22 protein-coding genes and 4 tRNA genes are annotated in these 26,083 nt (G+C 59.1%); 17 read left to right on the forward strand and 9 right to left on the reverse strand.

The genetic code is table 11. The features are described from left to right. Positions 1 to 54: 54 nt before the first annotated feature. Positions 55 to 2,502 (reverse strand): acyl-CoA dehydrogenase, encoded by a 2,448-nt coding sequence (locus RHM69_RS00625; RefSeq protein WP_014717779.1) that lies wholly within the window; start codon positions 2,500 to 2,502, stop codon positions 55 to 57. A 190-nt stretch (positions 2,503 to 2,692) separates the two neighbouring features. Between RHM69_RS00625 and RHM69_RS00630 the strand changes: the two genes are divergently transcribed. The 4 genes from RHM69_RS00630 (at position 2,693) to RHM69_RS00645 (ending at position 5,870) form a co-directional block, all read left to right on the forward strand. Continuing rightward, the gene (locus RHM69_RS00630; RefSeq protein ID WP_019817270.1) at positions 2,693 to 3,352 is read left to right on the forward strand and encodes a transglutaminase-like domain-containing protein; all 660 of its coding nucleotides are present in this window, start codon (positions 2,693 to 2,695) and stop codon (positions 3,350 to 3,352) included. Between the two features lie 56 nt (positions 3,353 to 3,408). Beyond that, positions 3,409 to 4,026, forward strand: coding sequence for a glutathione S-transferase family protein (locus RHM69_RS00635; protein ID WP_003190113.1), 618 nt, complete (start codon positions 3,409 to 3,411; stop codon positions 4,024 to 4,026). 135 nt (positions 4,027 to 4,161) lie between these two features. Next, on the forward strand, positions 4,162 to 5,094 hold the full coding sequence (locus RHM69_RS00640) for an ABC transporter ATP-binding protein (protein WP_014717781.1): 933 nt from the start codon (positions 4,162 to 4,164) through the stop codon (positions 5,092 to 5,094). Next, positions 5,091 to 5,870, forward strand: coding sequence for an ABC transporter permease (locus RHM69_RS00645; protein WP_003190115.1), 780 nt, complete (start codon positions 5,091 to 5,093; stop codon positions 5,868 to 5,870). The genes RHM69_RS00640 and RHM69_RS00645 overlap by 4 nt, the downstream gene beginning before the upstream one ends. Before the next feature lie 131 nt (positions 5,871 to 6,001). Here RHM69_RS00645 and RHM69_RS00650 read toward each other — a convergent pair whose 3' ends face one another. Next, complete coding sequence (locus tag RHM69_RS00650; RefSeq protein WP_072435554.1) at positions 6,002 to 6,541, reverse strand: TetR/AcrR family transcriptional regulator; 540 nt, start codon at positions 6,539 to 6,541, stop codon at positions 6,002 to 6,004. Between the two features lie 91 nt (positions 6,542 to 6,632). Between RHM69_RS00650 and RHM69_RS00655 the strand changes: the two genes are divergently transcribed. The 3 genes from RHM69_RS00655 (at position 6,633) to RHM69_RS00665 (ending at position 11,014) form a co-directional block, all read left to right on the forward strand. After that, positions 6,633 to 7,820 (forward strand): MFS transporter, encoded by a 1,188-nt coding sequence (locus RHM69_RS00655; protein ID WP_073845297.1) that lies wholly within the window; start codon positions 6,633 to 6,635, stop codon positions 7,818 to 7,820. Between the two features lie 111 nt (positions 7,821 to 7,931). Beyond that, positions 7,932 to 9,080 (forward strand): TDT family transporter, encoded by a 1,149-nt coding sequence (locus RHM69_RS00660; RefSeq protein WP_038449620.1) that lies wholly within the window; start codon positions 7,932 to 7,934, stop codon positions 9,078 to 9,080. 59 nt (positions 9,081 to 9,139) lie between these two features. After that, positions 9,140 to 11,014 carry an MFS transporter gene (locus RHM69_RS00665; RefSeq protein WP_058410643.1) on the forward strand — a complete coding sequence of 625 codons (1,875 nt, stop codon included), beginning with the start codon at positions 9,140 to 9,142 and terminating at the stop codon, positions 11,012 to 11,014. Positions 11,015 to 11,218: 204 nt separating this feature from the next. Here the strand turns inward: RHM69_RS00665 and RHM69_RS00670 are convergent, their stop codons facing one another. After that, entirely contained in the window at positions 11,219 to 11,665 is a 447-nt protein-coding gene (locus RHM69_RS00670; RefSeq protein WP_158245737.1) for a hypothetical protein, read from the reverse strand. A gap of 39 nt (positions 11,666 to 11,704) precedes the next feature. On the opposite strand from RHM69_RS00670, the gene RHM69_RS00675 reads away from it, so the two are divergent. After that, on the forward strand, positions 11,705 to 13,204 hold the full coding sequence (locus RHM69_RS00675; RefSeq protein WP_020301081.1) for a M91 family zinc metallopeptidase: 1,500 nt from the start codon (positions 11,705 to 11,707) through the stop codon (positions 13,202 to 13,204). Positions 13,205 to 13,244: 40 nt separating this feature from the next. Here the strand turns inward: RHM69_RS00675 and sugE are convergent, their stop codons facing one another. Then, complete coding sequence (gene sugE / locus RHM69_RS00680) at positions 13,245 to 13,559, reverse strand: quaternary ammonium compound efflux SMR transporter SugE (protein ID WP_003190128.1); 315 nt, start codon at positions 13,557 to 13,559, stop codon at positions 13,245 to 13,247. A 335-nt stretch (positions 13,560 to 13,894) separates the two neighbouring features. Here sugE and RHM69_RS00685 point away from each other — a divergent pair, with 335 nt between their 5' ends. Next, entirely contained in the window at positions 13,895 to 15,622 is a 1,728-nt protein-coding gene (locus RHM69_RS00685) for a M91 family zinc metallopeptidase (protein ID WP_060767837.1), read from the forward strand. Positions 15,623 to 15,763: 141 nt separating this feature from the next. On the opposite strand, the gene RHM69_RS00690 is transcribed toward RHM69_RS00685, so the two are convergent. Together RHM69_RS00690 and rdgC are read right to left on the reverse strand one after the other, a co-directional pair. After that, complete coding sequence (locus tag RHM69_RS00690; protein ID WP_102666700.1) at positions 15,764 to 16,720, reverse strand: bile acid:sodium symporter family protein; 957 nt, start codon at positions 16,718 to 16,720, stop codon at positions 15,764 to 15,766. Positions 16,721 to 16,886: 166 nt separating this feature from the next. Beyond that, on the reverse strand, positions 16,887 to 17,807 hold the full coding sequence (rdgC, locus tag RHM69_RS00695; RefSeq protein ID WP_020301078.1) for a recombination-associated protein RdgC: 921 nt from the start codon (positions 17,805 to 17,807) through the stop codon (positions 16,887 to 16,889). Positions 17,808 to 17,966: 159 nt separating this feature from the next. Between rdgC and RHM69_RS00700 the strand changes: the two genes are divergently transcribed. The 4 genes from RHM69_RS00700 (at position 17,967) to RHM69_RS00715 (ending at position 18,486) form a co-directional block, all read left to right on the forward strand. Beyond that, positions 17,967 to 18,042, forward strand: a tRNA-Val gene (locus RHM69_RS00700). Between the two features lie 18 nt (positions 18,043 to 18,060). Further along, positions 18,061 to 18,137: transfer RNA gene (locus RHM69_RS00705), tRNA-Asp, on the forward strand. Between the two features lie 177 nt (positions 18,138 to 18,314). Continuing rightward, positions 18,315 to 18,390: transfer RNA gene (locus RHM69_RS00710), tRNA-Val, on the forward strand. A 19-nt stretch (positions 18,391 to 18,409) separates the two neighbouring features. Beyond that, positions 18,410 to 18,486: transfer RNA gene (locus tag RHM69_RS00715), tRNA-Asp, on the forward strand. Between the two features lie 89 nt (positions 18,487 to 18,575). On the opposite strand, the gene RHM69_RS00720 is transcribed toward RHM69_RS00715, so the two are convergent. Continuing rightward, positions 18,576 to 19,709 carry a catalase family protein gene (locus RHM69_RS00720; RefSeq protein WP_032901960.1) on the reverse strand — a complete coding sequence of 378 codons (1,134 nt, stop codon included), beginning with the start codon at positions 19,707 to 19,709 and terminating at the stop codon, positions 18,576 to 18,578. 29 nt (positions 19,710 to 19,738) lie between these two features. Next, positions 19,739 to 21,547 (reverse strand): di-heme-cytochrome C peroxidase, encoded by a 1,809-nt coding sequence (locus RHM69_RS00725; RefSeq protein WP_032901939.1) that lies wholly within the window; start codon positions 21,545 to 21,547, stop codon positions 19,739 to 19,741. A 247-nt stretch (positions 21,548 to 21,794) separates the two neighbouring features. Here RHM69_RS00725 and RHM69_RS00730 point away from each other — a divergent pair, with 247 nt between their 5' ends. From RHM69_RS00730 to RHM69_RS00745, 4 genes are all read left to right on the forward strand, one after another. After that, positions 21,795 to 22,535 (forward strand): FKBP-type peptidyl-prolyl cis-trans isomerase, encoded by a 741-nt coding sequence (locus tag RHM69_RS00730; protein WP_003190133.1) that lies wholly within the window; start codon positions 21,795 to 21,797, stop codon positions 22,533 to 22,535. 415 nt (positions 22,536 to 22,950) lie between these two features. After that, positions 22,951 to 23,406 carry a YkvA family protein gene (locus RHM69_RS00735; RefSeq protein ID WP_020301075.1) on the forward strand — a complete coding sequence of 152 codons (456 nt, stop codon included), beginning with the start codon at positions 22,951 to 22,953 and terminating at the stop codon, positions 23,404 to 23,406. Between the two features lie 96 nt (positions 23,407 to 23,502). Further along, positions 23,503 to 23,841 carry a helix-turn-helix domain-containing protein gene (locus tag RHM69_RS00740; protein ID WP_014717794.1) on the forward strand — a complete coding sequence of 113 codons (339 nt, stop codon included), beginning with the start codon at positions 23,503 to 23,505 and terminating at the stop codon, positions 23,839 to 23,841. Next, on the forward strand, positions 23,838 to 24,209 hold the full coding sequence (locus RHM69_RS00745; protein ID WP_005786715.1) for a hypothetical protein: 372 nt from the start codon (positions 23,838 to 23,840) through the stop codon (positions 24,207 to 24,209). The genes RHM69_RS00740 and RHM69_RS00745 overlap by 4 nt, the downstream gene beginning before the upstream one ends. On the opposite strand, the gene RHM69_RS00750 is transcribed toward RHM69_RS00745, so the two are convergent. Then, positions 24,206 to 25,975 carry a bifunctional diguanylate cyclase/phosphodiesterase gene (locus RHM69_RS00750; protein ID WP_014717796.1) on the reverse strand — a complete coding sequence of 590 codons (1,770 nt, stop codon included), beginning with the start codon at positions 25,973 to 25,975 and terminating at the stop codon, positions 24,206 to 24,208. The genes RHM69_RS00745 and RHM69_RS00750 overlap by 4 nt on opposite strands. Positions 25,976 to 26,083: the final 108 nt, after the last annotated feature.

Genomic DNA, 26,083 nt, shown 5'->3' on the forward strand with positions numbered 1-26,083 from the left:
AAACGGGCGCGAGAGTATAAGCCTCTCGCGCCCGTTTTTATATGACCGCTCGACTCAGCGGACTTTACCTTCTGCCTGCATCAGCTCTTCCTTGCTGAAATCATCCACGTCGATCACCTTGCGTCGCGCCGCCTCGGCATCGCGCAGGGTTTGCGCCTCGGCCGGTTGCAGCACGCCGGCCTGCAGGGCCGCGTCGATGGCATGCTCGCCGGCAGCCGGCTTGACCTGGCCGCTTTTGAGCGCGCTGTGGAGTTTTTTCTGCAAGGGGTGGCTGGCACCGAGCAGGTCGTAGGCATGTTGCAGGGCGCCCACGGGATCTTCTGCTGATTGCGGGCGATAACAGCCGGCCAGCAATTCTTCCAGGGTCGGGTCGCCCTTGGCGCGGCCGATCACGGCTGCCACTTCGGCATCCAGCGCATCGGACGGGCCGGTATGACGACGCCCGAATGGGAACACGATCACCCGCAGCAGGCAGCCCAGCACCTTGTTCGGGAAGTTGCTCAGCAGCTCATCCAGTGCGCGTTCCGATTCGCCCAGGCTTTCTTCCATGGCCCACGCAAACAGCGGCTCCAGATGGTCCGGCGAGTCCAGGTCGTGATAACGCTTGAGCGCCGCCGAGGCCAGGTACATGTGGCTCAGCACATCACCCAGGCGGGCGGACAGGCGTTCGCGGCGCTTGAGTTCGCCACCCAGCAACATCATGCTCAGGTCGGCCAGCAGGGCAAACGCAGCCGCCTGGCGGTTCAGGGCACGGAAGTAGCCCTGGCTCAACCGGTTGCCCGGGGCTTTTTCGAAGTGCCCGAAGCCCAGGTTCAGCACCAGGGTGCTGGCGGCGTTGCTGACGGCAAAGCCGATGTGTTGCATCAGCAGGCCGTCGAATTCCTTCAACGCCTGGTCATGGTCTTCGCGGCCGGCCAGGGCCATTTCCTTGAGCACGAAGGGGTGGCAGCGAATGGCGCCCTGGCCGAAGATCATCAGGTTACGCGAGAGGATATTGGCGCCTTCCACGGTGATGAAAATCGGTGCGCCCTGCCAGTTGCGGCCCAGGTAGTTGTTGGGGCCCATGATGATGCCCTTGCCGCCGTGCACGTCCATGGCGTGGCTGATGCACTCACGGCCACGCTCGGTCAGGTGGTACTTGAGGATCGCCGACAACACTGACGGCTTCTCGCCCAGGTCCACGGCGTTGGCGGTGAGCATGCGCGCACTGTCCATCAGCCAGGCGTTGCCACCGATGCGTGCCAGGGCTTCCTGGATCCCTTCGAAGGCCGACAGCGGTACGTTGAACTGTTCGCGCACCTGGGCGTATTGGCCGGTCACCAGGCTGGTGAACTTGGCAGCGCCAGTGCCGACGGCGGGCAGCGAGATCGAACGGCCGACCGACAGGCAGTTCATCAGCATCATCCAGCCCTTGCCGAGCATCTCCTGGCCACCGATCAGGTATTCCAGAGGGATAAACACATCCTTGCCGGAGTTGGGGCCGTTCATGAAGGCGGCGCCAAGCGGCAGGTGACGACGGCCGATTTCCACGCCAGGGGTGTCGGTAGGAATCAACGCGAGGCTGATGCCCAGGTCCTCTTCCTCACCCAGCAGGTGGTCTGGGTCATAAGCCTTGAAGGCCAGACCGAGCAAGGTCGCGACCGGGCCGAGGGTGATGTAGCGCTTTTCCCAGTTCAGGCGCAGGCCGAGGGTTTCCTTGCCTTCCCATTCCCCTTTGCAGATCACCCCGGTGTCGGGCATGGCGCCCGCATCGGAGCCGGCCAGCGGGCCGGTGAGGGCGAAGCACGGAATGTCGTCGCCGCGGGCCAGGCGCGGCAGGTAGTGGTTACGTTGTTCGTCGGTGCCGTAGTGCAGCAGCAGTTCGGCGGGGCCGAGGGAGTTGGGGACCATCACGGTGGAGGCCAGGTCACCGCTGCGGGTCGCGAGCTTCATGGCAACCTGGGAGTGGGCATAGGCGGAGAAGCCCTTGCCACCGTACTCCTTGGGAATGATCAGGGCGAAGAAACCATGGGTCTTGATGTGTTCCCAGGCTTGCGGCGGCAGGTCCATGGCCTGGCCGATTTCCCAGTCGCTGACCATGGCGCAGAGTTCTTCGGTGGGGCCGTCGATGAACGCCTGCTCTTCCTCGGTCAATTGCGCCTTGGGGTAGGCCAGCAATTTGTCCCAGTCGGGGCGGCCACTGAACAGTTCGCCATCCCACCATACGGTACCGGCATCGATCGCATCGCGCTCGGTCTCGGACATCGGCGGCAGCACTTTCTGGAACCAGCTGAACAGCGGCTTGGTGAAGTATTGGCGGCGCAGGTCGGGCAGCAACAAAGGCGCGGCCACCACGGCCAGGAGCACCCAGAAGATCAGCAGCAGCCAACCCGGTGCGTGGCTCCAGGCGCCCATCGCCAGCAGGTAGACGGCGACCACGCCCAGGGCGGGCAGGGGGGCAGTACGGCGGTGTGCCAGGTAGGCAATGCCGACCACCAGCACCAGTATCCACAACAACAGCATATTCAATCCTCCGTGAACCAGGGGCGAAACCACCAGGGAGCTTAGTCGGCATCCGAACAAGCCGGGTGATCAGGGTGTAACAAGGTGTACTGGGCAACCCATCAGCCGGCGCCGGCATTTGGCCGAATCGTCGTTATCTCTCTGGCAGGCCTGGTGGTTAAACTCCAGGCTCCCCTCGGAGATCAAGCTCATGAATACGTACTTGAGTCCCAGCCGCTTCATCGATAGTGACCACCCTGTGGTGGTGGAGTTCGCCGAGAAACATCGCGGAACCCGCCCGGATTTAAGTGACCAGGCAGTCAGTCTTTACTACGCGGTGCGTGAGGCCATTCGCTACAACCCCTATACCTTCAGCCGTGACCCCAACACCTTGAGCGCCAGCTTCGCCCTGGCGGCCGGCGAAAGCTACTGTGTGCCCAAAGCTACGTTGCTCGCCGCTTGCGCGCGCCACTGCGGCATTCCCGCACGCATTGGCCTGGCGGACGTGCGCAACCACCTGTCCACACCGCGGCTGCTCGCGCTGCTCAAGAGTGACGTGTTCGCCATGCACGGTTATACCGAGCTTTACCTGAACGGCCGCTGGGTCAAGGCCACTCCGGCGTTCAACCAGCAATTGTGCGAGGTGTTCGACGTGCCGCCGCTGGAATTCGATGGCCTGCACGACAGCGTGTTCCACGCGTTCAATCGCCAGGGTCAGCGTTCGATGGAGTACGTGGTGGACCACGGGCAATTTGCTGACGTGCCTGAAGCATTTTTCTTCGGGCATATCCGTCAGTGCTACCCGCACCTGTTTGCCGACGATGCGCCCACCCTGCTCGGCGATATGCAGAGCGATTTAAGCCGCGGCTGAACCGGCGTATGCTGCTGCCTTCATCCAGCCAAGTTCATCCACAATAAGGCGCGGTCATGCTGAAGATCTGGGGTCGTAAAAATTCATCAAACGTCAGGAAAGCACTGTGGTGCGCCGAGGAACTCGGCCTGGACTATGAAGCAATTGATGCGGGCGGGGCTTTTGGTGTGGTCGATACCCCCCAATACCGGGCCATGAACCCCAATGGCCGGGTGCCGGTGATCGAAGATGGCGACTTTGTGCTGTGGGAGTCCAACACCATCGTGCGTTACCTGTGCGCCAAGCAGGCATCGGACTTTTACCCCAGCGACTTGCAAGCCCGGGCCAACGCCGAAAAGTGGATGGACTGGACCACTTCCACGCTCGCCGACCCGTTCAAGGCGGTGTTCTGGGGCATCGTGCGCACCCCGGCTGACCAGCAAAACTGGGACAGCATCAATGCCGGGCGCCAAGCCTGTATCGACGCGCTCAAAACCGTCGAACAAGCCCTCGCCGAGCAACCCTACCTGTCCGGCCAGGCGTTCGGCATGGGCGATATTCCCTTGGGCTGCTTCATCTACGCCTGGTTCGAGATGCCCATCGAACGCCCGGCAATGCCGAATCTGGAGGCCTGGTACCAGCGCTTGCAACAGCGCCCGGCCTACCGCAAGGCGGTGATGACCGCGTTGACTTAATACACACTATTAATACGGGTGACTGTACTTGTGCGGCATGGGCAAGCACCATGCCCGCATTGCATCGCCGGTTGAACTACCTGCGGTGTGCCCTCATCTATTCTTTCTATTCCCTTCTTTGGTGCGTATTCCGATATGAGTTCCGCTCTGTCCATCCGGCAGCTAACCAAAACCTACGGCAACGGTTTCCAGGCCCTGAGTGGTATCGATCTGGACGTTGCCGAAGGTGACTTCTTCGCCTTGCTGGGCCCCAACGGTGCCGGCAAATCCACCACCATCGGTATTCTCTCCACCCTGGTCAACAAGACCAGCGGCACGGTGAATATCTTCGGGCATGACCTGGACAAATCCCCGGCGGCGCTCAAGCGCTCCATTGGCGTGGTGCCCCAGGAATTCAATTTCAACCAGTTCGAAAAGACCTTCGACATTGTCGTGACCCAGGCTGGCTACTACGGCATTCCGGCGAAAGTCGCCAAGGAACGCGCCGAGCAGTACCTCACCCAACTGGGCCTGTGGGACAAGCGTGACGTGCCTTCGCGCTCGCTGTCCGGTGGCATGAAGCGACGCCTGATGATCGCCCGTGCCCTGGTGCATGAGCCGCGCCTGTTGATCCTCGACGAACCTACCGCCGGCGTGGACATCGAACTGCGCCGCTCGATGTGGACCTTCCTCACCGAACTGAACGAGAAGGGCATCACCATCATCCTCACCACCCACTACCTGGAGGAGGCTGAGCAGTTGTGCCGCAACATCGGCATCATCGACCACGGCACCATTGTCGAGAACACCAGCATGCGCAACCTGCTGGGCCAGTTGCATGTGGAAACCTTCCTGCTCGACTTGAAAAACAATCTCTCGGTGGCGCCGCAGTTGCTCGGCTACCCAAGCCGGCTGGTGGACAGCCACACCCTGGAGGTGCAGGTGGATAAGGCCATGGGCATCACCGCGCTGTTCACCCAGCTGGCGACTCAGAACATCGAAGTGTTGAGCCTGCGTAACAAAACCAATCGCCTTGAGGAGTTGTTCGTGTCCCTGGTGGAGAAAAATCTGGCGAAGGTGGCGGTATGAGTTCCGAACTGCAACCCAACCTTGTCGCGCTGCAAACCATTGTCTATCGCGAAGTGAAGCGCTTTACCCGGATCTGGCCGCAGACCCTGCTGCCGCCGGCGATCACCATGGTCCTGTACTTTGTGATCTTCGGTAACCTGATCGGCCGGCAAATCGGCGACATGGGTGGTTTCACCTACATGGAGTACATCGTGCCGGGCCTGATCATGATGTCGGTGATCACTAACTCCTACGGCAACGTGGTGTCGAGTTTCTTTGGCAGCAAGTTCCAGCGCTCCATCGAAGAGCTGATGGTCTCGCCGGTGTCACCGCACACCATCCTCATCGGCTACACCCTGGGCGGCGTGTTGCGTGGCCTGATGGTGGGGGTGATCGTGACGCTGCTGTCGCTGTTCTTTACCCACCTGCAGGTGCATCACCTGGGGGTCACCATTCTGGTGGTCGTGCTGACGGCGACGATCTTCTCGCTGCTGGGCTTTATCAACGCCGTGTTCGCACGCAACTTCGATGATATTTCCATTATCCCGACCTTCGTGCTGACGCCGCTGACCTACCTGGGCGGGGTGTTTTACTCCATCACCTTGCTGCCGCCGTTCTGGCAGACGGTGTCCTTGGCCAACCCGGTGCTGCACATGGTCAACGCCTTCCGCTACGGCATTCTGGGCGTGTCGGATATCAAGATCAGTGTGGCGATCACCTTTATGATCGTCGCCACCATCGTCTTGTATATCGGCTGCGCGCGGTTGCTGGTGAGCGGACGTGGGATGCGTACCTAGCCGCTGACGGCACGCGGTAAAAAATGTGGGAGCGGGCTTGCTCGCGAATGCGGTAGATCAGTTGCTGATGCATTGACTGACACGACGCCTTCGCGAGCAAGCCCGCTCCCACATTTGCTCTGTGCAGGGCTTTAAGCCTTCAGTGCCAGCTCGATCAGGGCATGCAGTTCTTCTACCGCCAAAGGCTCTGCCGAAAACAGAATACGAAACACCGTCGGTGCGGCGAGCAGGTTGATCAGATGGTCAACGCTCGGTGGCTGTTCCTGCGGGTAGCGGTCAACAATCACCTGCAACTGCCCACTCAGGATGCTCACGCAATACCCTGGCGTCGGGCTGCTTTGCACGTCGCGCATCATGTTGCGGCCTACGTCCGAACTCATCTCATCCAGGTATTGCTCGGCCCAGGCTTGCAGGTCGCCACGCAGGCTGCCGGTGTTGGCCGGTTCGGTATCGGGGCGCATTCGGGCCAGGGCGACGTCGGCGAGCAGTACTGACAGATCGCCCCAGCGCCGGTAAATGGTCGACGGCGTGACGCCTGCACATGCCGCAATCATCGGCACGGTGACACTGGAACGCTCATGGGCTTCCAGCAATTCGCGCACCGCTCTGTGGACGGATTCTTGTACCCGGGCACTGCGGCCCCCCGGGCGGAGGCCTTCTTTGATCGCCATGGGCAAGACCTTAACACAAAGAATTTGCTTTAAGCGCCAGCGAATAGCACACTGCACAAAAGCAAAATATTAGCTTTAGCGGAGCGTGCCCATGTCCAGTGTCATCTCTCAGCGGTCCAGCCTGGCGTTTCTAGTGATCATGGTGCTGACCTTTCTCGCCGCCTCCAGCGCGCCGACGCCCTTGTACCAGGTGTACCAAGACCACCTGCATTTTTCGGCGGCCATGCTCACGGCCATCTTTGGTGTCTATGCCGTGAGCCTGCTGGCGGCCCTGCTGACGGTGGGGTCGCTCTCGGATTACCTGGGGCGCAAGCCGGTGATCTTCGCCGCGCTGCTGCTCAATAGTGTGGCGATGCTGCTGTTTATCCACGCTGACAGCACCGCCTGCCTGCTGGCCGCCCGCGCGTTACAGGGCTTCGCGACTGGCACTGCCACAGCGGTATTGAGTGCGACGCTGCTCGATACCGACCGCGTCCGCGGCCCGATGCTCAACAGCCTTGCACCGATGCTCGGCATGGCCAGTGGTGGCCTGGGCAGCGGGTTACTGGTGGAGTACGCGCCATGGCCAACCCAATTGATCTATTACACCCTGCTGGGCTTGATGGTGTTGCAGGCTCTCTATGTATGGCGCCTGCCTGAAACGGTCAGTCGTATACCCGGCGCCTTGCAGTCCCTGGCGCCAACCCTGCATGTGCCGCCGCAGGCGCGCCGCGCCTTGTGGCTGGCGATGCCATTGAATGTGGCCGTGTGGGCGCTGGGTGGGTTCTTTTCCTCGTTGGCGCCGTCGTTGGTGCGCGTCGCCACCGGGTCGACCTCGCACTTGATCGGCGGCGGGCTGGTGGCGGTGGTGACCTTGAGCGGCGCGGTGATGATCTACAGCCTGCGCAATCACGCGGCTGACAGGGTGATGCGCTTGTCGGCTGCACTGCTGGCCGTGGGCGTGGGGTTGCTGCTGGTTGCCGTAAACACCGCCAGCCTGTGGCTGTTCTTTGTCGCCAGTGTGATCGCAGGCCTGGGCTTCGGCGGCGGTTTCATGGGCAGTGTGCGCAGTATCGTGGGCCTGGCGTTGCCCCATGAGCGGGCGGGCCTGATGTCGGCGTTCTATGTATTGAGCTACCTGGCGTTCTGCGTGCCGGCGCTGTTGGCGGGTAACCTGAGCCGCGTCTTTGGCCTGATCGCGACCACGGACGGCTACGGTGCGGTGCTTATCTTGCTGTCTCTCGGCGCGCTTGTTGGGTTGTTGTGGCGGGACACGGCGCAGGCAAGGGCCAGCGCATGATTACGATTAATATAGGTAAAATAGATAACAGTTAGAGATATTACCCGTTATATAGATATTCGATCAGGTTCTATCATGGCCCCAACCTCAAATGAGGAAGAGGATTAACCCATGACCTGCTCGACCACTCACCGCTACAAACCCTTCAGTCACTTGGCCCGTCCCCGGGAAGTGATTCGCCAGTTCACCCCGAACTGGTTTGCCGCGACCATGGGCACCGGTGTGCTGGCGCTGGCCTTGGCCCAGCTGCCAGTCAGCCTGCCAGGCCTGCATGCCGTCGCCGAGGGCCTGTGGCTGTTCACCATTGGCCTGTTTGTGCTGTTCAGCGTGCTGTATGCCGCCCGCTGGGTGATGTTTTTCCACGAGGCGCGGCGCATCTTCGGGCACTCAACGGTCTCGATGTTTTTCGGCACCATCCCCATGGGGCTGGCGACCATTCTCAACGGCTTGCTGCTGTTCGGCCTGCCGCGCTGGGGCGGTGATGTGATCCCGTTGGCCGAAGCCTTGTGGTGGCTGGACGTGGCCATGTCCCTGGCCTGCGGCGTGCTGATCCCGTTCATGATGTTCACCCGCCAGGAGCACAGCATCGACCAGATGACCGCCGTCTGGCTGTTGCCCGTGGTGGCGGCCGAAGTGGCAGCGGCCAGCGGTGGCTTGCTCGCGCCGCACTTGGCCGATGCCCATTCGCAACTGGTGATGTTGGTGACCAGCTACGTGCTGTGGGCGTTTTCCCTGCCGGTAGCGTTCAGCATTCTGACCATCCTGATGCTGCGCATGGCCTTGCATAAGTTGCCTCACGCCAATATGGCAGCGTCGAGCTGGTTGGCCCTGGGCCCGATCGGTACCGGTGCCTTGGGCATGTTGCTGCTCGGTACGGATGCCCCTGGGATCTTCGCCGCCAATGGCCTGGCCAGTGTCGGTGAAATGGCCCACGGCCTGGGCCTGATTGCGGGCATTACCCTGTGGGGCTTCGGTTTGTGGTGGATGTTGATTGCGGTGTTGATCACCCTGCGTTACCTGCGCGCCGGTATCCCGTTCAACCTGGGCTGGTGGGGTTTTACCTTCCCATTGGGGGTTTACGCCTTGGCCACGCTTAAATTGGCGAGCCTGTTACAGCTGGCGTTTTTCAGCGTGTTTGGCAGTGTGCTGGTGGTTGCGCTGGCGCTGATGTGGCTGATCGTGGCCAAGCGCACCGTGCAGGGCGCTTATAAAGGCGAGCTTTTTGTTTCGCCTTGTATTGCCGGGCTAGCGAATAAGTAAGCAGGATTAGGTAAAGTCGTGGCCTGATAAATAAAGGCCACGCAGGAACACGGACGACGATGAGCCATCCTTCCCAATTTACCTTGCTGCGCACGCGGCGCTTCTTGCCGTTTTTCATTACCCAGTTGCTGGGCGCGTTCAACGACAACATCTTCAAGCAGTCGCTGATTCTGGCCATCCTTTACAAGCTCACCATCGAGGGTGACCGCTCCATCTGGGTCAACCTGTGTGCTTTGTTGTTTATCCTGCCGTTCTTCCTGTTCTCGGCGTTGGCCGGGCAGTTTGGCGAGAAATTCAACAAGGACGCGTTGATCCGCGCGATCAAGATCGGCGAGATCGTGATCATGGCGGTGGGCGCGACGGGTTTTCTGACCAATCATCTTGAACTGATGCTGCTGGCGCTGTTTGCAATGGGCACTCACTCGGCGCTGTTCGGCCCGGTGAAGTACTCGATCATGCCCCAGGCCTTGCACGACGATGAGTTGGTGGGCGGCAACGGCCTGGTGGAGATGGGCACGTTCCTGGCAATTTTGGCGGGCACCATCGGTGCCGGGATCATGATGTCTTCCACCCATTACGCGCCGGTGGTGGCGGTGGCGATTGTGGCCGTGGCGGTGCTGGGCTACCTGGCCAGCCGCAGCATCCCGCGCGCAGCGGCGTCGACACCGCAGCTGCGCCTGGACTGGAATATCTTCACTCAGTCGTGGGCGACGTTGCGCATGGGCCTGGGGCAGACGCCGGCGGTGTCGCGCTCGATTGTCGGCAACTCATGGTTCTGGTTTGTCGGCGCGATCTACCTCACGCAAATCCCGGCCTATGCCAAGGAATGGCTGTACGGCGACGAAACCGTGGTGACCTTGATCCTCACGGTGTTCTCGGTGGGCATCGCCCTGGGCTCGATGCTGTGCGAAAAACTCTCCGGGCGTAAGGTGGAAATCGGCCTGGTGCCGTTTGGCTCATTTGGCCTGACCGTGTTCGGCCTGCTGCTGTGGTGGCACTCCGGCGGCTTCCCGCAGAACGTGCAAGCCAACGATTGGCTCGCGGTGCTCAGCTACGGCCAGGCGTGGTGGGTGCTGCTCGATATCCTCGGCCTGGGTGTGTTCGGTGGCTTTTACATCGTGCCGCTGTATGCGCTGATCCAGTCGCGTACCGCCGAGAACGAACGGGCACGGGTGATCGCGGCGAACAACATTCTCAATGCACTGTTCATGGTGGTCTCGGCCATCGTGTCCATTCTGCTGTTGAGCGTGGCCAAGCTGTCGATCCCCGAGTTGTTCCTGGTGGTGTCGCTGCTCAACATCGCGGTTAACACCTACATCTTTAAAATCGTCCCCGAGTTCACCATGCGCTTCATGATCTGGCTGCTCAGCCATTCCATGTACCGCGTGGAGCATCGCAACCTGCAAGCCATCCCGGATGAAGGCGCGGCGTTGCTGGTGTGCAACCATGTGTCGTTTGTCGATGCGCTGTTGATTGGCGGTGCAGTACGTCGGCCGATTCGCTTTGTCATGTACTACAAGATCTACCGCTTGCCGGTGCTCAATTTTATCTTCCGCACCGCTGGGGCGATTCCGATTGCGGGGCGCCATGAAGACATTCAGATCTACGAACAGGCGTTCGCGCGCATTGCCCAGTACCTCAAGGATGGCGAGTTGGTGTGCATCTTCCCGGAAGGCAAGCTGACAGCCGATGGCGAGATGAATGAGTTTCGTGGCGGGGTGACACGCATCCTGGAGGAGACGCCGGTGCCGGTGATCCCGATGGCGTTGCAGGGGTTGTGGGGGAGTTTCTTCAGCCGCGATCCGAACAAGGGCTTTTTCCATCGGATCTGGTCGCGGGTGGTGTTGGTGGCGGGTGAGCCGGTGGAAAGTGAGACGGTGACACCGAATGCTTTGCACGCATTGGTTGGAAAATTACGCGGAAGTTTAAGGTAGTTTTTCGTCGGTAATGGAGGCTCATCAACGATCCGGATTGTGCGCTGGTCTGGTGCTTGATGAGTATCTTCTGCACAGGCGTCGGTAAGTTTCCACTCGGTTTCAGGAACGTTTTCGGTCCGTAGCACCACCTAACCGTCGTAATCCCAAATGCATGTTCGGAGGTTAGTGATGGAAACGTCGCCTGTTGCACCATCGACTGCTTCACGCTCCAGCGAAGATGAAAAAAACGACGCCGGCTATCGACAGGCGGCTGACCCTGCAGCGCAGGGTGCTCAGGCTGCTCCGAACACGGCCAGTGTGCCCTTTATGTACAGCAATGAGCATGATGCTTCCCGGGTAGAGACCAGCTCTGCCCGGGTGGGGCCGGTGACCTATGGTGGCGATAACGAGCTTCAGAGGCAGCCAAGGCAATCCGATGCGTCGCAGGAATGAAAATGCGCTGCTGGCGGAATTCGGTTTGCCGATACGGCCTAGGTATTTCGAATAGTCATCAGTACCATTGCGCATGATCTGCAAGCTCAGGGCCTGTTGTAATGCTTCAAGTAAGGCCCTGAGAAATGTGAGTGTTGCTGTCGGAAAATTCTCGAAACTTACTGCATAGGGTAAAAAGTCATTCAGCTGACGGAACGGTTTCGTCAGGCCCGCCACATAGTCATCGCAGCTAATTAATGCTAAGGATGACTTTCTATGAATATGCCTGTTGGTTCTCCGTCTCTTCACCACTCTCCAGCCCAAGGGACCGTTACGGGCCAGCTAAATTATTTGACGGGTATTGATAAATCTCAAAGTAAATCTGGCGTGACGTCGGCACCCGTGAAGATCATTCCAAATATGCCTTTCAGTGAGGATGGAATACAGATAGAGCTGAATGTTAGAGGTGGCAAAGGATTTTTCGGGCCACCAAAAGAAGAGAATTTGGTCATCACGACGGGAAATGCAGCCGATAAAGTCCATATAAAAAAATCTAACGATGGAGGGCTGATTGCTGACATTAACGGCAAGTCCTATGAGATTCCACTTTATCAGGATGAAAGAAGTCGTCAAAAGATTGAAATCCACACCAATGGCGGAGACGATGACGTGTCTGTTGCCGATGATCTTGAGCTGCCGGTGAGCGTCAAGCTGGGCGATGGTAATGACAGATTCAAAGCCGGCGGGGGCAGGACCAATGTATATGGCGGCGCAGGTAACGATACGCTGACGCTGGGCGCAGGGGTTGCTTATGCCGAAGGTGATGACGGTGATGACTCCATTACTGCAGGCCTAGGTTACAGCGTCATGTATGGGGGTAACGGCAACGACAAACTACGTGGCGGGAGCGGCGGCAGTTACATGGATGGGGGGCGCGGAAATGATCTATTAGAGGGCGGCTCCGGACATAACGTCATGCACGGTGGCAGGGATGATGATGTTCTCATTGGTGGGAAGGGGCGTAACATCTTTTACAGCGGTAGAGGGCTTGACACGATCAACTCAGTATCGGATGTCGATTCTATCTATGCGAAAGACGGCGACGGTATCAAGCGAACGTTCGGTTCGCAGTTGAAGATAGTGTCTCCAACAGAAGTCGGGAGTAAGGCCTTTAATGTCGAGGGGACTGAGGAATTCAAGCAGCGTTTTAACGACGACCTTGAATTTTTGCAAAGTTCTCCAACGGGACAGAAAATGTTGGGTGCATTGGATAAAACGCCTGAGCGAATCAAGGTTGTGCAACAGCCCGAAGGGGAGGGCGCTTTTTATAACTATGGGCGTAAAGGGGTCGACGCGGGTGACCCTCGTCAAGAACCACCGAATGATTGGGCTCATGGTTATATCAATGACGGTATCCCGGGCGCTCCGGCAGATGACGCAACGATTCTATTCGACCCTTCATTTGTGGTGGAAGAGCATAAGCGGCCGCCCATTATTCCGCTGTTTCACGAGATGGGGCATGCCTATAACGGTGTCAATGGCACCGCATTGGCTGGTGAAACTTTTGTAGGGGCTGATCAAGCTGATCCTGACCGGCCGCAATTTGAGTCAAACAGGGAGCGGCAGGCAGTAGGCCAGCCGACTAATGCGCCACCTTTCGACTTCGACAACGATCCTTCAACGCCACCTACGAATACAAACCCGGCATGGGCCACTGAGAATGGCCTTGCTGACGAGCTGGGAACTTCGTTGCGTGAGCGGTACTTTGCTCGCTGATTAAAGGAAGTCGCTCCCAATGCCGGGAGCGACCAATGACTCAGGCGCTGATCTTGAGGCCTATCAACCCACAAATAATCAACGCCACACTTGCCAACCGAAACAACGCCATGGACTCCCCAAACAGGATAATCCCGGCAATTACGGTGCCCACGGCGCCCACGCCGGTCCAGATGGCATAGGCGGTGCCCAGCGGCAACTCCTTCATGGCCAGCCCCAGCAACCCCAAGCTGACAGCCATGGCAGCAATCGTCAGGGCGGTTGGCAGTGGCTTGCTGAAACCGTCGGTGTACTTCAGGCCGACGGCCCAGCCCACTTCAAACAACCCGGCAAAAAACAGAATGATCCAGGACATGATGACCTCGCTTCTATCAAAGTGGGGTCGTCCCCGGGTAAGCGCTTGATAGCGTCGCGAGGTCGTCCTCGCGTAGCTCGCTAGAGTGCCGAAATTAAATCAGGTGATCAAGTTTACGGCGCGGCCTCCAGCGCACGGCTGTTTTGTGCTCGCTCATGCGACGTCAATGGCTGCCCATTTTTAAATCGAGGGGTTTGGGAGGAATCGCCGGTGTGCAGGTTGAGTTCTATGTTTTAGCGCAGGAGTCAGGAAGTTTTCGCCCAATGGCAAGGAACGGCCTCCACCCGTAACACCACATAAGGTTCGTAAGCCCGAGTGTTAATTGGAGGTACACAATGGAAACTTCTTCTGTTGCAGCATCACCCGGTTCACGATCTTACGAAAATGAAAATAACAACGAAAGTCATCGCCAGGCGGCTGATCCTGCCAGGCAGGAAGCACGCGCTGCTCCAAACACGGCGAATGTGCAGCTGATGTTTAACAACACAAATGATGCTCCCCCGGTAGAGTTCAATTCTTCCCAGGCGGGACCGATTACCTATGGTGAAAACACCAGCGGCGATAATGAGTCTCAGCGGCAGGCGAGGCAAGCTGCTGCGCCGCAGGGCGAACCGTACTACCGGTCTGGTCCTAGTCGAGAGGAAGTCAAGGCTGCTGCCCGTGGTCAGCAAGGACAAATAAATTTTGCCGGGCAAGAGCCTGCTCGCATCAGTACTAACCGTTATAAAGATGACAATGTCACCATTGAGCGCGGCTCCGCCAATGACGCTGATGACCCTTCAAAGCAAAGTGAGCATGTTCTGTTATCTACCGGTGATGGCGACGACAGAGTCCATGTTGAAAGAGGCAGAGATGGAGGGCTTGTTGCACACGTTAATGGACAGTCGTACCACCTGCCTTTCCAAAATAACTCTGCTGATCAACAGCGTCTTTACATTGATACCGGGGGTGGGCGCGATGGCGTCAGTCTCGACTATGGAGGGCGTGAGCAAACCTTTGTCAATCTCGGCGCGGGTAACGATATCTTTTATGGCGGGGCAGGCCGGACGAATGTATTTGGTGGAGACGGTTCTGACATCATCAACCTGGGCAGCGGTGATAGCTATGCAGAGGGAAATGATGGCAATGACTTCATCACCGGCGGTACTGGCAATACGGTGATATATGGTGGCAAGGGGAGTGATGAGCTGCGTGCGGGCGGTGGTCCGGATGCAAAAATCAGCTACTTGGACGGAGGACAGGGTAACGATTTAATTTATGGCGGCAGAGGGCGCAATATATTGCATGGCGGGGGCGGTGACGACATCATTAATGGTGGTGACCGCAATGTTATATACACGGGACGAGGGCAGGACACCGTCACGACTTATAACCCATCCGATATCGTATATGGGCAACGCGGGGTGGATAATTTTAATGGTGTGCGTTCACCTGCAAGCGTTCGTCATTTAGGCGCTTCGAGTAACGGTAGCAGCATCAAGATCAAGGGGAGCGAAGACTTCATCCAAAACATGGAAGACAACCTGGAGTTTCTGCGCAGCTCACCCACAGGGCAGGGGATGCTGGCAGAAATCGATTCCCTTGCCGCGCCGATAACCCTTCGAGAGGGATTGGATGGAAGCTCATACCATCACCGCGATCCAGATAGCCCTCCCTCGCCTCAAGACGCCAATCGTCTCGAAAATGACCCCGCGTACGGCTTTATATCAAACGGTGTCCGAGGGGCGCCTGCGACTAATCCCGTGCTGATTCATGAGCGAAGTTTCATCACTCCCGGACACGGGCGCCCCCCTGCCGTGATTCTCTACCATGAGCTTAGTCATGCGGTCAACGGCGGTCAGGGTACCTTTCTACCGGGCTATACGTTTGTAGGCCATCCTGATCCGAATTTTGCCTGGGAGAGAAACCTGGAACGCCAGGCCGTTGGACTTCCTACCAGTCATCAGCCTTTTCAGTTCCTCGGTCGTAACTTTTCGGCCTCCACCTACAACCCGTGGCCGTATAACGAAAACGCTCTGCTGGCGGAGTTGAATTTGCCTCTACGTCAAAGATACTTCGACTAAGGCATTAATACATCGCTCAGCGGTGTTGAAGCATAGGTGCAAGCAAGGCCCTGCACTTGCTTGCGCCACGTTCGTTATAGGTAGGGCAATCGCTTGGTGCGTCGCGAGGTCATCCCCGCGAAGTTCTCTGGAGAGCTGAAATTACGCGGCGTCTGATGCGCGGCGGTCTTCCTTCTCGCTCATGCGACGGAAGTAGGTAGAAAGCAATGCGCCGGAAATATTGTGCCAGACGCTGAACAACGCGCTGGGTACTGCCGCCAGCGGCGAAAAGTGTGCACTGGCCAGCGCGGCACCCAGCCCGGAGTTCTGCATACCGACTTCCAGCGCCAACGACTTGCGTTGCGCCAAGGGCAACTTGAACAGGCGCCCGGTGAAGTAGCCCAGCAGGTAACCGAAGCTGTTGTGCAGCATCACCACCGCCATGATCAGCAGGCCCGATTCGGCAATCTTCGCCTGGCTTGCGGCAACCACGGCCGCGACGATGATCACAATGCTGACCACCGACACCAGCGGCAGTACGTCCACTGCGTGACGAACCCGTTCTCCCAGCACCCGTTGCGCGACCACGCCGAGCACGATCGGCAGCAGCACCACTTGCAGGATCGACCAGAACAGCTCCATGAACGATACGGGCAGCCAGGCCGAGGCCAGCAGCCAGATCAACGCCGGTGTGAGCAGCGGAGCGAGGAGGGTGGTGACCGCGGCAATCGCCACCGATAACGCCAGGTCACCCCGGGCCAGCCAGGTCATCACGTTGGACGACGTGCCACTTGGGCAACAGCCGACCAGGATCACGCCAACGGCAATTTCCGCCGGCAAATGGAACGCCTGGCACAGCAACCATGCCACGCCCGGCATGATCACGAAATGCGCGACCACGCCCAACGCTACGCGCCAGGGGTGGCGAGCGACTTCGGCGAAGTCTTCCAGTTTCAAGGTCAACCCCATGCCGAACATCACCAGGCCCAGCAGTGGGACGATGGCGCTTTTCAGGCCGATGAACCAGCTGGGTTCGAGGAAGGCGAGCACGGCAAATATCAACACCCAGTAAGCGAAGGTATTGCCGACGAAGCGGCTCAAGGCGGCGAGTGCACGCATGGGGATGTCCTTTTTTATTCGATTTCCGAGTTGTCGATGCAATCAAATGTGGGAGCTGGCTTGCCTGCGATAGCGGAGTGTCAGTCGGCACTCCTCTGGCTGACACTCCTTTATCGCAGGCAAGCCAGCTCCCACACTGACCGTGCCCACATTGGATCGGTGTTGCTTAGATGCCCTGTGGCGTCTCTTCGCCGCCCAGTGCCTCAACCAACGCTGGCAGGAAATCGCCGAAAGTCAGCATCATCAAGGTAAAGCTGGCATCCAGTTGGCCCAGGGCTTCATCGCCGCCGTCCTGTTCCGCCTGGTCTTGCAGCAGGTCTTCGAACTTCAGACGCTTGACGGTCATCTTGTCGTCGAGCATGAAAGACAACTTGTCCTGCCACGCCAGGGACAGTTGGGTCACGACCTTGCCGGTGGTCAGGTGCAGTTGGATCTCTTCGCTGGTCAGGTCTTGGCGCTTGCAGCGCACGATGCCGCCGTCTTCGTGGGTGTCGCGCAGTTCGCATTCGTCGAGGACGAAGAAGTCATCGGCCGGTTTCTGGGTGGTGACCCAGTCGGTCATGATGGCAGTTGGTGCAGTCTTCACCGTCAGCGGACGGACGGGCAGGGTGCCGATCACCTCGCGCAAGGTCGACAGCAGGTCTTCGGCGCGCTTTGGGCTGGCCGAATTGACAAGGATCAGGCCCTGTTTCGGCGCGATCGCAGCAAAGGTCGACGAGCGACGAATAAAGGCACGCGGCAGGAAGGCCTGGATGATTTCATCCTTTATCTGGTCGCGCTCCTTCTTGTAGACCTTGCGCATCTGCTCGGCTTCGATCTCTTCGACTTTCTCTTTAAGTGCATCACGCACCACGCTGCCCGGCAGGATGCGTTCTTCCTTGCGGGCGGCGATCAGCAGGAAATCTCCACTGACGTGAACCAGGGGAGCATCTTCACCTTTACCGAAAGGTGCGACGAAACCGTAAGTGGTCAACTCCTGGCTTGCACAAGGGCGCGCCAGCTTGGTGGCCATGGCCGCTTCCAACGCCTCGGCATCAACAGGCAGATCTTGGGTCAGGCGATAGATAAGCAGGTTCTTGAACCACATGGGGTGAGTCTCTCCTCTATACAAAGGGGGGCATTATTCTCTTGATCACGCCGCAGGCCAACCCTGCCTAAGCCATTGGAAGGGCTGAAAAAAAAGATTTAAGAAAGTGCTTGCCAGACTTAGGGTCGCTCCGTAGAATGCGCGCCACACCGAAACGAAGGGTGATTAGCTCAGCTGGGAGAGCATCTGCCTTACAAGCAGAGGGTCGGCGGTTCGATCCCGTCATCACCCACCATTCGCTTCAGTGTTACGCGCAGCGGTAGTTCAGTCGGTTAGAATACCGGCCTGTCACGCCGGGGGTCGCGGGTTCGAGTCCCGTCCGCTGCGCCATATTCGGTCACCTGGAACGCTGAACGCCAGGTAGCCAAAGAAAGCCCGCTCATCGAGCGGGCTTTTTTCTGTCCGAAATATGGCAAAAAATCGTGCGCTAAACTTTTTTTAAATAAATTGCATTTAAATCAAGACATTACGATTTTTTGGTGTATGATGCGCCCACACCGAAACGAAGGGTGATTAGCTCAGCTGGGAGAGCATCTGCCTTACAAGCAGAGGGTCGGCGGTTCGATCCCGTCATCACCCACCATTCGCTTCAAGTGTTACGCGCAGCGGTAGTTCAGTCGGTTAGAATACCGGCCTGTCACGCCGGGGGTCGCGGGTTCGAGTCCCGTCCGCTGCGCCATATTCGGTCACCTGGAACGCTGAACGCCAGGTAGCCATAAGAAACCCGCTCATTGAGCGGGTTTTTTTTCGCCTGCGATTTAACGCACCTTACGGCGCGTTGCGGCTGTGGCGGTAATCGCTGACGGCTTCGTACACCGCTTTGCGTAGTCGGTTGATCCCGCCGATGGGGCGGTGCGCTTCCAAACCGAACCAGGGGTTGAACGACTGATTATCGCACGCCAGGTTCTGCGCCGGCGTGTCGAAGTCCTGGGCGGGAATCCTGACCTTGGCCACCGTTTCATACGGCGCGTCGCTTTCCTTCCACTCGATGCTGGTGTCTTCGATGGGCATGAAGGCCTGCGGGTTTTGCCGCTGGATCTGCAGCACAAAACACGCGTCTACGCGGTCGGTGGACAGTTGCTGGTTGAGCGCGCTGCGCAGGAAGTTGGGCAGGTCCTGGTTCTGTTTGGGCAACACATAATCCGGGCAGCTTTGCGGGTCGGGCGCCACGCGAAACTTGGCGTTGGCCGCGCCAAACTTATAAGGCGACACTGAAAAGTAAGTCGTCTGCGTCGGGCTGGCCGGGGCGGGCGCCAGGGTTGCCAGGGCGATAAACAAGTGACGCACTTGCCAGCTGCGCGGATCGAGCTTGGGAAAGAACGCCAGGACCTTCTTGCCATCCGCTTGCGCACCGATGTTCTGCGCGTATTCCGCGACATCGCTGACAAAGAAGTTCGGATGGCTGAACATCACGAAATCCTGCTCGGTGCGCGCTTGCTGGTCGGCCATCAGTTGCTTGCCCGGCACATCCAACAGCTTGATCGCCATGCCGCGGGCATCGCGGATGCTATCGAATTGCGGGTAGGCGTTGCCGTTGGACAGGCGCATCGTCGCCTGCCAGGTCTTGCCCGGCTCGGCGAACACACCCTGGCGCAAGGCCGGGTCGAGATCCGCCAGAACGCTGACCTCGGCTTTCACGCACCCATGGGCCTTGGCATGGGCATCGCGCAGGTAGCGAGTGCCTTCGCGATGCTGGTCAACGATGCGCACGGCGGTCTGGATGATGCCTTGGGTCATCGCCGCCTCACCCGGCGGGATCTGTTCCTTCACCGACACCGGGCCCCTGTGCTGCCAGGCGAACCAGGCCGTGGCCAACACCCAGCCCAGCAGGCCCAGGCCCAGCAGCCACAGCAGGGTTTTGCCCACAAAGGCGCCAAGGCGCAGCCAGAGACGAGCAAGCATGGAGCGGTCCTTGTTTTGCGATCGGATAATCATGGCAGTTGTTGCTCCAGCGGGCCGCCCAGCACTTTGAGGTATTCGAGCAGCGCCCAGCGTTCCTGCGGCAGCAGGCCACGGCCGATAACGCCATTGCCACGTTCGCCGGCACGGAATTCGTGGCCGCTGTTGTGGTTGCCGGTGACTCTGGTATCGAACAGGAAGGCGTTCTTGAAGGCGGTGGTCTCAAACCCCAGGTGACGCGGGTCGTAGTTGAAGGTGCCTTTATAGAAAGTGGTGCTGCGTTCGTCCTGGGGCGAGAGCAGTTGGTAGATCGTCGGCACCGAACCGTTGTGCAGGAACGGTGGGGTGGCCCATACGCCTGCCAGTGGCCGCGCCTTATAGGCACGCAACTCGCGTACGCCGATGGGCAGGCCGAACCCGTCCAGGCCCGGGCGCTCGGCCGGGGTCACGCCCGCCGCACGGTAGGCATGCTCTTCGACGAAGGCGGTGACATAGGCCAGGCCTTGGGCCACCGACATTTTTTTCAGGTCCAGCGGCGCGGTGGGGGTGGGGTGCAGTTCGACATTGAGCCGGGCCAGTTCGGCCGGGTCCCATTGCAGCGCGCTGAGGTCATAGCGTTGGTCGGCAATGTTGTTGGCTGTGCCGGGGTCGGTGCCGATGTAGTCCACCGGCAGCATTTTCAACTGCTGCACCGGTCGGCCGTTTTCTTCGGTAACGGTGGGCAGGTGGCAGCCGGCGCAGTTCTCGGCAAAGAGTGCGCGGCCCTGGGCGGCGAGGGGTTTGTCGATGGCACCGAACAAGTCTTGCGGCCAGGTCGGCGGCTTGAGCCGTTGCAGGGTTTCTTCGATCAGGTGCAGGTCGCGCACCCGTACGCTGGATGGGTAGCGGGCATCGCCCTTGAGCGGTTGCCCGGCTGCGTCGAAGAACGCCAGAGTCGCGCCTACGCCAAGGGCTTCGCCGATGTTGCGCGCCATGGGCTGCTGGGCCGAGCCATTCCACTGCACCCAGTCGAAGGTCCAGATATCCCACAGCTGTGGGTAGTCCACCGGCGCATTGGCGACGCGATAATTGTCGGGGGAAATGGCGTCGCCAAAACTGGCGTTGGCGATGCGTCCAAAGGCGTCAGTACGGCCCGGGCCTTCTTCGGTGGGGTAAAGGCCACGGTGGGTGTCATTCCAGGCGACTTTGAGGAACTGGTTCAGCGATTGCTTGAAGTCCTTGCGCAGTTGATCGCGCCGGGCATCGTACTGATCCCCCAGCACCTTGTGAGCAAAACGCTCAAACTTCCATGGGTTGTAATAGGTAGCGGCCAGGCTGGCGACCAGGGCCTGGCCGAAACTGCCACCGCGCAACGTGGGAACGCTGGAGGGCAGTACGTGTTGCGCCGAGCCACCGTCGATGCGCAGGGCCTGGCCCTTGTAGTGCAATTCGCCGGTGTGGCAGGCCGCACAGGTGATATCCAGGTACTGAGCCCTGCTGTCGGCGTTCTGGTGCCGGGCGAACCCTACTGGCAGGTTGCCAGGGTTTTGCGCGGTGGGCGTCTGCTTGGGGTCGACCAGGAAGCCAAAGCGCGCCAGGTACTCCGGCGCGGCAAAGCGTTGCTCGGAAAACGGCAGTTCCAGGGCGGTGAACCAGTCGTAGTGCAGGCCTTTTACTTGGGTGCCCTGGGGCGTGAAGTAGTAGGTCTGGCGGTCGTCGGCACTCCATTGCTCCTGGTAGTGCACCTGCTTTACTGGCACGTAGTCCGGCAGCTTGGGGTTGAGGGTGTAGTAGAGCACCACGGCCAGAATCAGGCCCAGTGCGATCAGTATCAGGAGTAAAACACGGGAAAAAATGCGCAAGATAACTATCCTTGTCGAATTGTCGCGTTGTTATGCCACTGCGCCACAGGTGCGGCAAGTAGCAATTGGCCCGCTATCAGGCGGTCCCGCGATCCGTCGCGGGGCCCTATGATAAATGGAAATGCTTTTAAACACGTGAACTTATCAGAAGTTTCCTGCTCACATGCCGGTAGCCATTGGTCGTGGCCGCCTGATAAGCTCGCGACTTTATTCGAATGCCCTTATGGCGCATGAACAAGGAAATAGCATGAAACAGCATCGGTTGGCGGCGGCGGTGGCCCTGGTTAGCCTGGTACTTGCGGGTTGTGATTCGCAGACCAGCGTAGAGCTGAAAACCCCGGCGCAGAAAGCTTCCTACGGCATCGGCCTGAACATGGGCAAGAGCCTTGCCCAAGAAGGCATGGACGACCTGGACTCCAAAGCTGTTGCCCAGGGCATCGAAGATGCCGTCGGCAAGAAAGAGCAGAAGCTCAAGGACGATGAGCTGGTTGAAGCGTTTGCCGCACTGCAAAAGCGTGCTGAAGAGCGCATGACCAAAATGAGCGAAGAGTCGGCAGCCGCTGGCAAGAAATTCCTCGAAGACAACGCCAAGAAAGACGGTGTTGTCACCACCGCTTCCGGCCTGCAGTACAAGATCGTGAAGAAGGCCGACGGCGCCCAGCCTAAGCCGACCGACGTGGTGACTGTTCACTACACCGGCAAGCTCACCAACGGCACTACCTTTGACAGCTCCGTAGATCGCGGTAGCCCGATCGACCTGCCGGTCAGCGGCGTGATCCCGGGTTGGGTCGAAGGCCTGCAACTGATGCACGTTGGCGAGAAGGTCGAGCTGTACATCCCGTCCGACCTGGCCTACGGCGCCCAGAGCCCGAGCCCGGCGATCCCGGCCAACTCGGTGCTGGTATTCGACCTGGAACTGCTGGCCATCAAGGACCCAGCCAAGGCAGAAGCGGCTGACGCACCTGCTGCACCAGCCGCCAAGAAGTAATCGGCGCCTGAACACACAACGCCCCGTCTCGACGGGGCGTTGTTGTTCTCGGGACTGGCCAAGGACTGTAAAATTTTCTGTGGGAACGGGCAGGCCGCCGCGGGAGCAAGCTCCCTCGCCACAGGGGTCAGCCTCGTGCCGGAGTCGTGCAGATGCAGCCCCTACGTGAAGCCTCAAAAAATCCAAACGAACGTCTGCAACCGGACACAGTCTGATATAAGACTCGAGCACGGGTAGCCGCACATACATGCCAAGTCAATGAATTCTTGGGTTTTTTTTATGTGCGCAAAAAACGCCCGATCTGACTGTAGGCCTTGTAGTCCGTGGCTTTCAGCCGATAAAACAGGCTCTGTTCACAAGGTTATCCACAATTTGTGTGGATAACCTTTTATATCGCCTGGAACTGGAGTGTCCTATGAAACCACCGTTCAATTTCACCCGTTTCCTGCCTATGGCCGCACGCTTGCTCGGTCGGGGGCGTTTGCCAACCTTGCTGTTTGCCGTCGCTGCCAAAGGTTCAAGCCAAGGCAATCGGCTCGGCCAGCTCAAGGACGATCTCAAATTGCTTCAGGCCCTTTGCCTGGCTTACTGGCGTGGCGAATACCGTGCTATCAGCCCCAAGGCGCTGATTTCGGTGGTAGCGGGGCTGATGTACTTTCTCAGCCCGATTGATGCCATTCCGGACTTCCTCCCTATGTTCGGCATGCTCGATGACATCGCCGTGCTGGCATGGGTCATGAAGACCCTGAGCGGCGAACTGAGCGCGTTTCGTGCCTGGCGCGATGGGCAGCGCCCGGAAAAACTTGCGGTGGTTGAGCGCCTGCCAGCGACGCCTGAGCTGCTGGCCCGGGAAAACCCGCAAAAAAACTAATGTTGCCCGGTATCCCCTGCGACCTTTGTGGCTGTTAGGATTACACTCCTAAGGAAATAACTTACTTAGTAAGTGTTTTTATCCTACGGGGCAGTCATGGATATCCAGATCATTTCACGCGATGGCGCACCCGAATACGCGGTGTTGCCATGGGACCAGTACCAGGCGCTGCTAAAAGCTGCCGGTCAATTGCAACCAACACGCGCTTCTCCTTCTGTTGCACCCACCGCTATCGAGCAGGACCTGCGTCCGCTTGCAGCCCTGCGCGGCCTGCGTGAGGCCAAGGGCCTGGCAATCGAGGCCCTGGCGCGTACCGTGGGCATCAGCCCTTCGTATCTTGGATTGATAGAAAGTGGTGAACGCCAGCCGGATGCCGCCATTCGCCGCAGCCTGGCCTGGGAATTGGGCGTTGCAGGTTGGAGGGATGAGTCTTGAGCTTACGTATTAGTCGTCAACACTGGGATGGGTTGCTCAACGAACTGGATCAGGCGCGGCGCCAGCGCCATTTGCTCACCTACCGTGCGCTGCTTGAGCGCCTGCAATTCCCGACGCCGGCCATGCAGACCCTGGCTGCGGCCCTGGAGCACCTGGCGGCACTGGATGCCAAGGCGGAGCAACCGCTGCGCAGTTCCCTGGTGATCAGCCAGGGTGCCAGCCGCCTGCCGCGCACCGGTTTTTTTGAGTGTGTTGAGCGCCTGGGGCGGTTCAGCGGGCCTTCCGATGGTGTGGCCGCCGCGTCCTGGCATGCATCCGAAGTGGTGCGGGTGTTCGAGTACGAGTACCCGGAATCCGCCGAGGCCTAAAGCGCCTGGGCGCAGGTGTCCATGCTGTCGATCACGTGGATGCTGTAGCCCGCCACATCCTTGGCATGGTGCTTGGCTTGTGAAGCCAGCTCTGCCAACTGGCTGGCATCGAGTTGTGCGCAGGCCTGAGGATACAAATGCACTACACCGATGGACAGCGACAGCAACGCAAACTCCTGGCGCGCGCCCTGGCGATTGAGGGCCACGAAGCACCCAGCCTCAAGGTGTTCAGCGCGGTAGAAGCGTCGGCATTGGGTGTGGAAATCGTCCAGCAGTTGGTTGAGCCGCTTGCGCCAGTCCTGCGGGCCCAGCACCAGCAGAAAGTCATCGCCGCCAATGTGCCCGACAAAGTCGCGGCTGGGGTCTACCCGGTCGTTGAGGCACTGCGCCAGGCACAGCAGCACTTCATCCCCGCGCCCGTAGCCGTAGATGTCGTTGAACGGTTTGAAACTGTCGATATCCACATAGCAGATCACCGACTCGCGCTGTTGCTGCAGCAGCCGGGTGAGGCATTGCTGGATCGGCACATTGCCAGGCAACAAGGTCAACGGGTTGGCGTAGCGGGCCTGCTGGATTTTCAGCTCCGTGATCAACTTGAGCACGTCAATGACCCGACCCAGCCCCAGGTAATCACCGTTCAGGGTGATGATGAAATCCTCTTCGATGCGTTGCCGCGCGCGGCTGGTCAATAAGCGGCTGACCTGTTGCAAGGACTGGCTCAGTTCCACCGCCAAAAAATCATCGCTCATCAAGCGACTGATGGGTTTACGTGCAAACAGATCGGTCGCGAACGGCTTGAGCAACGCGTCCGACAACGAGTGCCGGTGCACAATGCCGACCGGGCAACCACGGCCGTCCAACACCGCCAGCGAGTTGAGGTTGGCCTGGCGGCGGAACGATTCCAGCACTTGAGCGGTGGCTGTGTCTTGATCCACGGCGGGCTGCTCATTGAGCAGGGCGCTCAAGTCACTGCCTTCGTCATTGAGGGCCAGCGTGGCGTTATCCGGCTTGGGCAGCATCAGGCGCGCTTCCTGCGGCGGCTTTTCCTGAGGGCGGCAGAGCAGGTAGCCCTGGACCAGGTCGACGCCCATCTCGGTCAACACCGCCAGTTCTTCTGGCAGTTCGATGCCCTCGGCAATCACTTGGGCGCGGGATGCCCTGGCGATCTGCAGGATCGAGCCGACAAACTCGCGCTTGAGGGCGTCCTGGTGAATGCCGTCGATAAAGTGCCGGTCGATCTTCACGTAGTCCGGGCGCAGTTCCGACCACAACCGCAAGCTGGAATAACCAGCGCCCAAGTCATCCAGTGCGATGGCAAAACCCATGTCGCGGTAGTGGTGCAAGGCAGTTTGCAACAGCGCGAAATCGTCGGTGGGCGCTTGCTCGGTGAGCTCGATCACCACTTGGCTGGGAGAAATACCGAAGTCGCGCAACAGTTGCAGGGTGCGCCCTGGCTGATGCGCGTGCTCCATCAAGGATTCCGGCGAGATATTGAGGAACAGCTTGCCGGGCAGTTTCTGCTCGCTGAAGCGCCGGCACGCACTCTCTCGACACGCCATGTCCAGTTCGCTCAGGCGCCCGGCATGGCTGGCCACCGAAAACAGCGCAACGGGGGAGTGCAGCGGGCTGTTGGACGGGCCACGACTGAGGGCTTCATAACCGAGGATGCGCCGCTCCGACAGGCAGATGATCGGTTGGAACAGGCTGTGCAAACTGCCTTGAGCCAGGATTGAGCCCAATGCATTCAGCTGTTCGGTCATGGTCATGGCGGTCTCGATCAAAAAAAAGGACCGCAGGCGTAAACCTGCGGTCCTTTTATTTCACGACAGAATGATGTCTATATGATGACACTCCGAGGAGCGATCACATTAAAT

The organism is Pseudomonas sp. CCI1.1 (assembly GCF_034348165.1).
Taxonomy (GTDB): Bacteria; Pseudomonadota; Gammaproteobacteria; order Pseudomonadales; family Pseudomonadaceae; genus Aquipseudomonas; species Aquipseudomonas paracarnis.